This is a genomic window from Cupriavidus sp. 05L310 (assembly GCF_056398185.1).
Genome location: NZ_JBFTOX010000045.1, coordinates 1 through 11093 on the forward strand (window position 1 = coordinate 1; position 11093 = coordinate 11093).

6 protein-coding genes are annotated in these 11093 nt (G+C 68.2%); 2 read left to right on the forward strand and 4 right to left on the reverse strand.

The annotated features are described in order from the left end of the window. Window positions 1–1162 precede the first annotated feature (1162 nt). On the reverse strand, window positions 1163–3982 hold the full coding sequence (locus AC1DS6_RS28430) for a winged helix-turn-helix domain-containing protein (RefSeq protein ID WP_441635992.1): 2820 nt from the start codon (window positions 3980–3982) through the stop codon (window positions 1163–1165). 358 nt (window positions 3983–4340) lie between these two features. Here AC1DS6_RS28430 and AC1DS6_RS28435 point away from each other — a divergent pair, with 358 nt between their 5' ends. Then, window positions 4341–7025 carry a winged helix-turn-helix domain-containing protein gene (locus AC1DS6_RS28435; protein ID WP_477103636.1) on the forward strand — a complete coding sequence of 895 codons (2685 nt, stop codon included), beginning with the start codon at window positions 4341–4343 and terminating at the stop codon, window positions 7023–7025. A gap of 246 nt (window positions 7026–7271) precedes the next feature. Here AC1DS6_RS28435 and AC1DS6_RS28440 read toward each other — a convergent pair whose 3' ends face one another. Both AC1DS6_RS28440 and AC1DS6_RS28445 read right to left on the reverse strand, forming a co-directional pair. Then, a complete protein-coding gene (locus AC1DS6_RS28440) occupies window positions 7272–7715 on the reverse strand; it encodes a DUF3331 domain-containing protein (protein WP_441635996.1) in 444 nt (147 codons plus the stop codon). A 57-nt stretch (window positions 7716–7772) separates the two neighbouring features. Beyond that, window positions 7773–8771 carry a helix-turn-helix transcriptional regulator gene (locus tag AC1DS6_RS28445; RefSeq protein WP_441635998.1) on the reverse strand — a complete coding sequence of 333 codons (999 nt, stop codon included), beginning with the start codon at window positions 8769–8771 and terminating at the stop codon, window positions 7773–7775. 406 nt (window positions 8772–9177) lie between these two features. Between AC1DS6_RS28445 and AC1DS6_RS28450 the strand changes: the two genes are divergently transcribed. Further along, window positions 9178–9864, forward strand: coding sequence for a hydrolase (locus AC1DS6_RS28450; RefSeq protein ID WP_441636000.1), 687 nt, complete (start codon window positions 9178–9180; stop codon window positions 9862–9864). Window positions 9865–9882: 18 nt separating this feature from the next. Here the strand turns inward: AC1DS6_RS28450 and AC1DS6_RS28455 are convergent, their stop codons facing one another. Further along, the gene (locus tag AC1DS6_RS28455; RefSeq protein ID WP_477103637.1) at window positions 9883–11037 is read right to left on the reverse strand and encodes an FAD binding domain-containing protein; all 1155 of its coding nucleotides are present in this window, start codon (window positions 11035–11037) and stop codon (window positions 9883–9885) included. Between the last annotated feature and the right edge of the window lie 56 nt (window positions 11038–11093).

Below are 11093 nucleotides of genomic sequence, written 5' to 3' on the forward strand. Positions count from 1 at the left end.
GCCGGTCACTCTTCTTTGCCTCGGCAAAGAAGACTAACGAGAAGAAAGCCGACCCTGCCGGGGGCAGAGCAATCGCGGGTGCGCAGGGTGCTGGTTTCGTCGTATGGGCAGCGGTTCTGCTGGTATCTGCCGTTACCGGCTTGCAGGGCCTCGCAATGGCATGCCCATGGGTTTCGTGGTGGTGCCCCTGACCTCGTGTGCAGTGCCCATTCCCACATCTGCCGTTCGCGGTGCGAGGGTCTGCGCCGTTTCGGGTGTGGCTGGTTTCGTGGTTTTGTCTCGGAGAGCAGGCGCGGTGATGTTCGAGCGTGACCCTCGCGGACCGGTCCGCCATGCCCACCACGAAACCAAGGGCGTTGATAGCAAGGTGCCGCTCGCGCTGGTACGGCAGGGCATCAAATGGCTGGACGCTTGCCGCCAGAGACAAAACCACGAAACCACCGATGCGGGCGGGATCGTGGCGCTCGGCACCGCGAACGGCAGATGTGGGAAGGGGCACTGCACACGAGGTCAGGGGCGCCACCACGAAACCCATGGGGCACGCCATTGCGAGGCCCTTCGAGCCGGTTGGACACGCCAGCCAACACACAGGGCCGTACGACGCAACCACCGAGGCCCACAAGCCTGATTGCTCTGCCCCCGGCAGGGTCGGCTTTCTTCTCGTTAGTCTTCTTTGCCGAGGCAAAGAAGAGTGACCGGCGTCCCCCGCAGGGGGATGTCGTACGCACTTGGGTGCAAGATGCCAACGCCGCTATGCAAGCGCGGCCCTCGGCGGACCGGTCCGCGATGCCCACCACGAAACCAAGGGCGTTGATAGCAAGGTGCCGCTAGCGCCGGTACAGCAGGGCATCAAATGACCGGGCGGCTACCGTTAGAGACAAAACCACGAAACCACTACTGCAGGTAGGATCGCGGCGCTGCACATCGCGAACGGCAGATGTGGGAAGGGGCACCGAGCAAAGCGAATCAGGGGCCCCACCACGTGACCATTGGGTGATGCCATTGCGATGCCCTTCGAGCCGGTTGGGCACGCTAGCCAACACACAGGGCCGTACGACGCAACCACCGAGTCCCACAAGCCTGATTGCTCTGCCCCCCGCAGGGGGATGTCGTACGCTGTTGGGTGCAAAAACCAACGCCGCCCCCAAAAATCACATACGGTTTAACCCCCCCCACCCCCCAACTCCATATCCCGAACCCGAGCCACAGCCTCATCACGACTACTAACCCCAAGCTTGCGAAAAACATTCCGCAAGTGCCACTTCACAGTCTCCGGCGACAGCCCAAGCGTCCGCGCGATTTTCTTGTTGGGCAGCGCCTGCCCAAGCAACCGCACCACATCGGCCTCACGCTCGCTCAACCCTTCCATGCCGGCGGCATTTGCCGGCTGCCCATCGGAGGAGAGAGGAGACGTGTCCGGAACGGCACCCCCCAGCGCCTCCCGCGCGGAGCGCAGGCGTTCGACATAAAAAGCCAGCAAAGGGTCCGCCGCCTGCCCCAGTGTGATCTCACCGACCAGGTCAAGCCCCGCCGGATCCGCATCGAGCAGGCTGCGCACCAGCCCAAGCCGGTGCCCACGGCGCAAGGCCGCCAGCATCTGGTCGCGCGCGGCATCCGGCAGCCCGCGCCGGAAGTCGACCACCGCGCTTTGCCACTGCAACTGCGCCACCTGGCGCTGCCAGCCCCGCGCATCGCACAGGGCGATCAGCGGCGCCAGGCGCTGCGCCGCCCCGGCAAGGTCGTCATGCGCAAGGCACATCTGGATGCGTGCGCGTTCGGCCACCACCCGGATCTCATCGAGCGCGCTCGGCTGTGCGTGCGGGTGACGCGCATCGATGACCTCCAGGCGCGCCAGCGCGGCCTGCGCGGCGTCCGGATCGCCGCAAGACAGATGGCGCTGGACCTGGTCCCCCAGGCTATGGGCCAGCAAGCGATCCAGGCCACGTTGCGCCGCGTACTCTTCCAGCCGCTCCAGGTAGGCAAACGCATCGAGCTGATGCCCGGCCGCCCAGTGCGATGCCGACAGCGTTCGGAGCACCCGCAGCACCGAGTCGGGAATCGACACGCGTTCCAGCACGTCCACGCGGTCTTCCAGCAGCCGGCGCGCGCCCGCGATGTCGTTCTGTTCGTAGAGCACTTCGCCAAGCAGCGCGGCGGCAAAGTAGCCGGGTTCGGCCGCGGCGCTGCCGGCCTTGTCCGCCTCGAACAGGATGTCCCGGCAGATGCGCTCGACCTGGATCATCTTGCCCTCCAGGGCGAAGCTGAAACCGACCATGCAGAGTCCGTTCAGGCTGCCGCCGCTGGTGCCCAGCAGCGGCGCGCCTTCCGCCAGCAGCGGCGGCGCCTCGGCCTGGATGCGGCGCGCGCGCTCGTACTCGCCAAGGTGCATGTACAGCCACGAAAGCAGGTTGTTGCGCGCGCCGAGGGTGACCGGTTCGGCGTCGGCGGGCGCCTGCATTAGCCGGGGCACCAGCGCCAGCGCGCCATCGGTATCGTCGCATTGCACGGCCAGCCCGAAGCGCAGGATAGTGAGCCGGTAACTGGCCACCAGGTCGGTTTCGGGAATGTCGGCGAGCAGGCGCTCGATGCTCACCGCGCAGGCGTCGAGGTCGCGCGCGAAGATCTGCATCTGCAGGGTCATCAGGCGCAGCTTGATGCGCGCCTCGATCTGCTCGGCCGGCAGCAGGCGCATCAGCCCGATCAGCTTGCGCAACTCCCCCCGGGCGGTGAGCGTGCCGGCATATTGCTGCACGAGATCCGCGGCCGCGTCGGCTTCTCCCGCCAGCACGGCATGGCGCACGGCTTCTTCCAGCAAACGGTGCGCGCGGAACCAGTGCCAGGCGGCCGCATGCACGGCGCGCTGCTGTGCCTCGCTGCGCGCGCCGAAGCGCTGGAGCAGGGTTTCGCGCAGCAGCGGATGCAGCCGATACCAGGTTTCCCGGTCGGGCCCGTCGACGGGCGCGATGAACAGGTTGTCGTTGTCGAGGCGGGCGAGCAGGGCGACCACATCGGCGGAGCTTTGCGCCTGCTCGTTCAGCGCCACGCAAAGCGAGGCGCTGAAGCGCTGGCATGCCGCCGCGCGCACCAGCAACTCCGTCTCGGCGGGCGCCAGGCGCGCCAGCACTTCACGTTCGAAATAGCCGGCGAAGGCGCCGGCATTCTGCACATTGGCGCGCACGAAACTGTCGGCGCCGGACTGCGCGCCGCTGTGTTGCCGGCGCCGCTTCCAGTGCGTGGCAAACAGCTGCAGCCCGGCTACCCAGCCATCGGTCAGTTCGTGCAGCTGGCGCGCGTCGCGCGCGCTGATATCGCCGAGTTGCGCCTTCAGGAATTGCCCGGATTCCGCCAGCGTGAAGCGCAGGTCGCGCTGGTCCAGTTCCAGCACCAGCCCTTGGTCCCGCAGGCGGCCGAGCGATAGCGGTACGTTGCCGCGCGACGCCAGCACGATATGGAGGTTAGGCGGCGCGTAGTCGAGCAGCCATTGCAGCGACTCGTGCACGCGGGCGTCGGCAAGATGGTGCAGTTCGTCGAGCACCAGCACCAGGTCGCGCGGATGGCTGGCGATGCCTTGCACCAGCGCCAGCACGGTGCGCTCGACGACTTCCGCATCCATCCCGCGGCCGCCCAGCAACGCCGCCTCGCGTGTCATCGCGGTATCGACCTGGGCCAGGCTGCCCAGCAGGGCATCGAGCCAGCGCGCCAGTTCGTTGTCGTCGGCTGACAGGGTCAGCCAGGCAACATCGAAGCCTAGTGCGAGCAGCGCCTGGCGCCACGCCAGCAGCGTGGCGGTCTTCCCGCAGCCGGCCGGGCCTTGCAGCACGATCGCGCGGCGGCGCCGTGCCTCGGTCAGTTGCGCAAGCACGCGTTCGCGCGCCAGAACCCTGACCGTGTCGCGTGGCGGCTGGTGCTTTGTATTGCTGGTGGATTCCGGCGCCGCGCTGGCAGGCGGGCGAGCGCCGGGGGAGGAGGGGCTTTGCGGCATAGGTGACCGGTGCCTTCTTGTCTCCGAGCACTGGCCATGCCGGCCAGCGTCGATGTCAATCGAAATGGTGATGCATTGTACAGGCGGCCCGGCGCAATTCGGCCGGCGCGCCGGAGCGGCGTGTGCTCCGCATGCATCCCGCTCTTGCCTCGCTCGGGCAGTCGCCCAGCCACCCGGATCAGGTGGGCGGCCCCAAACCAGGGCTTGCGCCATGCATGGCTAGTATATATTTCGCGCAATCCCCGAAGCGCGCGTTCTCCCGCCCACGCGCCACGTCCGGACACCCGATATCCACCGGGACAGGCCGGCGGTCCTTTTCTCGCACCGCCTGGCCCGCATTGCCGAGAGCCGAATTTCGATGGAACGGTATCAACCTGCTCCCACTACCAAGCTGGCGCCGCCTCGCCTTGGCAGCCGCTCGATCCCGCGCGAAGACCTGCTTGCCGGCCTGCACGACGCGCGCCAGCGCAAGCTGGTGCTGATCACTGCCGGCGCGGGTTTCGGCAAGACCATCCTGATGGCGCAGTGGCGCCAGAAGCTGATCGGGGAGGGCGCCAGCGTAGCGTGGCTTTCGCTGGACGCCGAAGATGAAGCGCCGGAGGTGTTCCGCGCCAGCCTGCGTGCCGCCTTGCAGCATGCGCGGCTCGCGCCGCCATGGCAGGACGATGCGCTGGCGGCCCCGGAATCGCTGGCTGCCGGCTATATCCAGGCGCTGGCCGGCGCGCGCGAAGAGCTGTACCTGATGATCGACGAGTCCGACCGGACCAGCCATCCCGCCAGCCGTGCCTTGCTACAGGCCATCCTTGAGGCACGGTTGCCCAACCTCCACGTCGTCATGGCATCGCGCGAGGCACCAGCCCTATTGCTGGGCCGTCTGCGCGCAGTGGGGGAGCTAGGTGAAGTCGGCGGCGCGGACCTGGCATTTTCCTTCCGGGAAACGCTTGCCTTCCTGCAGGCGCATCTCGATGCGCGCGTGGGCCTGGACGCCGCCACGCGGCTCCATGCGCTTTGTGCCGGCTGGCCGATCGGGTTGCAACTGATGGCGGCCTCGTTGAAGGCGGGGCAGCGCAATCCGGTGCGCCTGCGCGCGCTGGCGCCCGATGCGGATAGCCTGCACGCCTACTTGTCGGAAGACGTCGTGGCCGGGTTGCCAGCGGAGTTGCTCAACTTCATGCAAGGCTTGTCGGTGCTGCCGCGCTTCAATGCGGCGCTGGCCGCCCATGTCACGGGCTCGGAGCATGCGGACGCGCTGCTCGCCGCTGTCGACGCGCGCGGCCTGTTCCTGTTGCCCGCGCAGGAGGACGACCAGGCCCGCTGGTACCGCTTTCATCCCATGTTCGCGGCATTCCTGAGCCAGCGCCTGGCATGCGGCCAGCAGGACGTGGCTGGCCTGCACCGGCGCGCCACCGGATGGTTCGTGCAGCAAGGGCGCTTTGCCGAGGCGATTCCGCATGCCTTGCTGAGCGAGGATTTCGATGCCGTTGTCCGCCTGATCGAGTGTTCGATGCCGGCCTTGCCCAGCGTGAGCCAGTTGCGGGCCTTCCGGCAGTGGGCCGAAATGGTGCCTCCCGCCCGGCTGGCGGCGCATCCGCGCCTGCTGCTGCTCGCCGCCTGGGCGAGCGCGGTGACGGCGCGGCCCGTCGAAGCCGAGCAATGGCTGAGCGCCCTGGAAGCCGTCAGGGCTGGCGCCGGCGGGTCGCGGCATGGCAGGCTGCTGCGCGCCGTGATCGCCATGCAGCGCGACGAAGTGGCGCTGCTGGACGGCACCCTGGCAACGCTGGAAAACGTCGCGCTGGGCCATCCGGCGCTGGAGCACATCAGGCTTGGCCTGACCGTGCGCAGCCTGACCGCGCGCGGCCGCCACGCGCAGGCGCGGGATATCCTGGGCTCCGCCGCCGCAAGCGCGATGCGTACCGGCACGGGCGAGCTGGCGCTGATGGCCAGGGCAAGCGCCGCCAGCGCGATCCTGCTGGAGGGCAATGCGCTGCAAGCCGAGCGCATGGGCACGGACGCGCTCGCAGAGGCGGAACGCCACCATGGCCGCCGCTCGGTCAGTGCCTGCTACTGCGCGGCAACGGTGGCCGTGGTCCTGTACGAACGCGACAAGACCGAGGAAGCACGGCAGGTGCTGGCGGATCGCCTCGACATGCTCAAGCTATCGTCGCCCGATGTGGCGCTGCGCGCCGCGCTGTGCCATGCGCGCCTGCAAGTGCTTGGCGGGCTGCCGCACGAGGCCATGGCATTCCTGAGCGATATGGAAGCGCATTTCCGCAGCCGTGGCATCTGGCGCGGGATGGCGCATATGGTGGCGGAACGGCAGCGGATCGTGCTTGCCGGCGGGGACTGGCGGCACGCGCAGTCGCTGCAGGCCACGCTCGACGGCCTGGCGCATGACCAGACGGGCGCGGAACCGCGCGCGGCCGAGATCGTGGCGATCGCAGCGCTGTCGCGTGCCAGGCTCCTCCTGGACATGGGCGAGGCGCAAGGTGCGCTGCTGGCGCTGGACGACGTCCGCGCCACGGCCACGGCACTGGGCAGGGAGGGGCTGATGGTCACCACCGATCTGCTGCAGGCGCTGGCGCTGGATGCGCTCGGGCGGCGCGACGAAGTGATGGCATGCATGGAGCCGGCGGTGGCCACGGCTTACCGGCTTGGCCTGGTGCGCACGCTGCTCGACGAAGGCAAGGGCGTTCGCGTCCTGCTGGGCTGCCTGCCGCGGCGCAGGGACTGCGCGCAGGAGGACTACCTTGCCGGCTTGCGGGGGATACCGCTTGCCATGCCCGCCGCCGGGCCCGATCGCACTGTCGCGGCGGCGCCGCAGGATGGCCTGACGGCGTTGTCGGACCTGACCAGGCGGGAGCGGGAAATATTGGGGCTGCTCGAGCAGTCGATGTCGAACAAGAGAATCGCGCTGGCGTTGAATATCAGCGAGTTGACGGTCAAGTGGAATCTCAGGCAGATATTCGCCAAGCTTGGCGTTTCGCGGCGCTACGATGCCATCGTGGCCGCGCGCAGGCAGGGGCAGCAGACGGGGGCTGGCTGACGGGGCTGCCGGTGCGATAGCGATCGTCATGGGTGACGCCTTCAATTCAGGTTCATCCGACTTTCGTGTGGGTCGATTCATCGCTGGGCTAGCTCCAGCACCGCCGTAGCTCCCCTCTCCCATTTCATGGGAGAGGGGAGCTAACCAGCGTTTTGCTGCAGGCCACTCGCACCCGCACGCACTACCCACACGAAAGTCCGAAGCCCCTCAATTCAAAGCAAAGTCGATGGTCGTCTCTTGCCTGCCTCATGCCGCCCAGGCATCCGTGTCGGCGGTCGGACGGGCCGCATGTAGCACCGACGCGAGGATCATGGCTTCGGCGTTGCGCGCCGGTGGCCGGCAGGGGCGCGGGCGGTAGACCGCCTGGCCCTTGGCGATGGGGAGGCCGCTGAGGGCGCACACGCCAGCCTCGCGCGCCGATACCGCAGCCCAGATCTGGGCGCCGTAGCGGCAATGGGTGGCATCACGCCAGCTGATCACCGCCAAGGTGGAACTGGTCCGCTCCACGATGCTGACGATGGCGGTGTGGCGGCGGTGCCGGGGGTCTTCCTCATCGGGCCAGGCGCTACCGGCGTACAGCTGGCAGGCTTGGCGCGCACGGAGCAGGCCGATGGCGCTGCCCCACGGGTCGGGGCGGTCCGCCTGCGCGGATGGGGTGGGGGATGTGGCGGGATTCGGGTGCGCAGGCATGCTCAGCTCCGGATGATGGAAGCGGACAGGATCGTGGGCAGCGTCATGGGCGGGGGCTCAGCCGGCCTTCGCAGTCTTGCCGGTCTTGACGCGCCAGCAATAGGGTGTATCGCCGACGAAGCGCTTGAACACGGTGGTGAAATGCGCCTGGGAGCGGAAGCCGCAGCGCAGGGCCACGTCGAGTACGTTGCCGTCGGCATGCCTCAGCAACTCCTGCGCATGTTCGATGCGCCGTCGCAGCAAGTATTCGTGCGGGCGCAGGCCGGTGGCACGGCGGAACTGGGCAGCGAAGTGCATCCGGGTCAGGCCCGCGCTGCCGGCGATATCGGCCAGGCCGATCGGGTCCGACAAGTGGGCGTCGATGAATTCCACCACCCTGCGCAAGCGCCAGGCGGGCAGCCTGGCCGGCACGCGCGCATCGGCGGCGACGCGGTTGAAGTGGCCGGCCACGATGCGCGAGACGATCGCCAGCCCGACGCTGTCGCAGAAGATGCGGCCCAGCCCGGGATCCTGCGAATGCGCCAGGGCGAGCGCCTGGCCCAGCCGTTCCATGGTCGGGTTGGTGACCAGGCGCGGGTCGCCTAGCAGCATGTCGCCGGCATGCGCGTGCCCGAACTGGTCGGCGTAGCACTCGGCCAGCACTGCCTGCGAGACGAACAGATGCAGCACGTCGCTGGCGGAGGTGAAGACCGCATTGACCGGCACACCCGGTGCGGTGATCTGCGCCGCGCCCGATGCGATGCGGCCATCGAACACCTGCCGGCCCGCCGAGGCGAAGCTGACCGACATCGAGCGCAGGCTCAGCCCGATGCAGTGCTCGCTGTCGTGTCCCGCATGGCTGACCTCGAGCGGCGTGGCGCCGGTGTGCGTCCAGCGCGACACCGGTACGCGGTCCCACTGCCGGGCACCGGCGTCGCCGCGCCGGGGCGCGCAGCGCCATTGGCGTTCCTCGCGGATGGGACCATCCGCGCAGGCCGGGGCGGAGGGCACGATGCGTGTCGGCGTCAAGGCCAAGCCGCTGATTGAGTCGAGATCGGGAGTCAGAAGGTCGTTCATGTTGGTTTGCCTGGTGGCGCGATGGGCCTCGCATGCTGCGTCGTGGCGCTATCAGCAAGGTACGCCACCAGGCGCCGTGCAACCAGACGTACATCGGGTTGCCCGGGACCTGATTTAGTCTGACAACGTCATACGATGGTCGTAGGACGTCCAGCCGCTGGCCTGGAAATACGCCACCGCGATCCGGCGGCAGATGGGAAAAGCCTTTGCCCGCGGGGTCATGGCACCGGCGCCCGCTACCTTCGCTTTTCGGGTTGGAATTAACATCAAAATAATTGAATAATTAATCCATGATTCCGCTCATCAGCGCCTCGGATGCTCTCGTATAGTTCGATCAATGGACGGCGCGGCGACAAAAAACCCCGCCCCATGAAGTTCAACCAATTTCAATGAGAGAGCGCAGATCATGTCCAATTCGAAACTCCAGGTGCTGACCCCGCAAAACAGCCAGCTGATCTTCATCGACCACCAGCCGCAGATGGCCTTCGGCGTGCAGTCGATGGACCGCCAGGCGATGAAGAACAATGCCGTGGGCCTGGCCAAGGCCGCCAGGATCTTCAGCATCCCGACCACCATCACCACGGTCGAGTCGGATTCCTTCTCGGGCTACACCTACCCCGAGTTGCTGGACGTGTTCCCCGAGCAGCCGACGCTGGAACGCACCTCGATGAACTCGTGGGACGACCAGAAGGTGCGCGACGCGCTGGCCGCCAACGGCCGCAAGAAGGTCGTCGTCGCCGGCCTGTGGACGGAGGTCTGCAACACCACCTTCGCGCTGAGTGCGATGAACGAGAGCGACTACGAGATCTATATGGTGGCCGACGCGTCCGGCGGCACCAGCAAGGAAGCGCACGACTACGCCATGCAGCGCATGGTGCAGGCCGGCGTGGTGCCGGTGACCTGGCAGCAGGTGCTGCTCGAATGGCAGCGCGACTGGGCCTGCCGCGACACCTACGACGCGGTGATGCAACTGGTCAAGGAACACTCCGGCGCCTACGGCATGGGCGTGGACTACGCCTACACCATGGTGCACAAGGCAGCGCAGCGCACCGCCACGCCCCACGCGTCGCTCGCGCCGGTGCCGGCGCGCTGAGCCGCGTCGCCGCGCCGGCTAGGCAGGCTGCACCACGCCCATGATGCGCCTGCCCAGCGAGATGCCCCACTCGGCCAGACGCTTGTCCGCGGCCCATTGGCTTCGATCCCATAGCGCGAGCGCGTCGTCGATGCGGTCCCCGCCGGCCTGCAGCGCGCGCGCCAGGGCCACGGCATTGGCTGCCGCCTTGCCCGCGCCCGCGCCGGTATGCGGTCGCGCCACGAAGGCGGCGTCGCCGAGCAGCACGGCGCGGCCGAAACGCATGCGCGGCGCCGCGTAATCCTGGATCAGTTGCAGAAAGGGATCGGGGGTCGATGCGACCAGCGCGGCGAAGACCGGCGCGAGGTCGTCCGCCGCGGCAAGCTGCAGCGCCTGGGCATCGGCATCCTTGACGGCGCCCGGGGGAAGCGAATGCGTGTGCTGTCGGCCATGGCGGTCCAGCAGCACGGCCGCCAGCGGTTCTCCGGCAGGCAGCGCGCGGTACCAGACCCAGTTCAGGCGCCGTTCGTTGTGACGGACCGACCCGTCCTCGCCGGGAATCAGGTAGGTCAGCATCTGCTGTCCCGGGCCGTCCTGGAAGGCAAAGGCGTCGACCAGCAGCGACCGGGCCCGCGCATCCAGCGCAGCCTCGGGCAGCACGCCGCGCCAGGCGACATAGCCGGCATAGGCGGGCACATCGCCGGGCAGCAACGCCTGCCGCACCGTGGACAGCGGTCCGTCGGCGCCGACCAGGAGATCCGCGCGCTCGGTGCGGCCGGAGGCAAAGCGGGCCGTCATGTGACCGGCCTCGTGGGCCAGTGCGACCAGTTCCTCGCCGGCATGGATCACGCCCGGATCGAGCGCGCCCTTTATCAGGGCATAGAGCCCGTTCCAGGCGATCTGCGTCTGCGGCATGTAGATGCAGCGGAGCACGCCGTCGCGGTCCAGGAAGATGCGGTCCTTCGACGGCACGCCGAAGCCGGGCGGGTGCGCCACCCCGGCAAAGTCCAGCGCGTCGAGCACGCCGGGCTGCAGCACGAGCCCGCCGCCGCGGCTGTCGAGCTGCTGCGGCGACCGCTCGAAGACATCGACATCCCAGCCGATCGCGCGCAGGCAGATGGCGGTAAAGAGGCCGCCGAGGGAGCCGCCGATCACGACGGCGCGGCAAGGTCTGGACGTGGGCATGGTGGTCATGGCGTTGAGGTTCAGGGGCCGGGCACCGGTTGGTGCACAGGGCGTGGCAAGCTCCG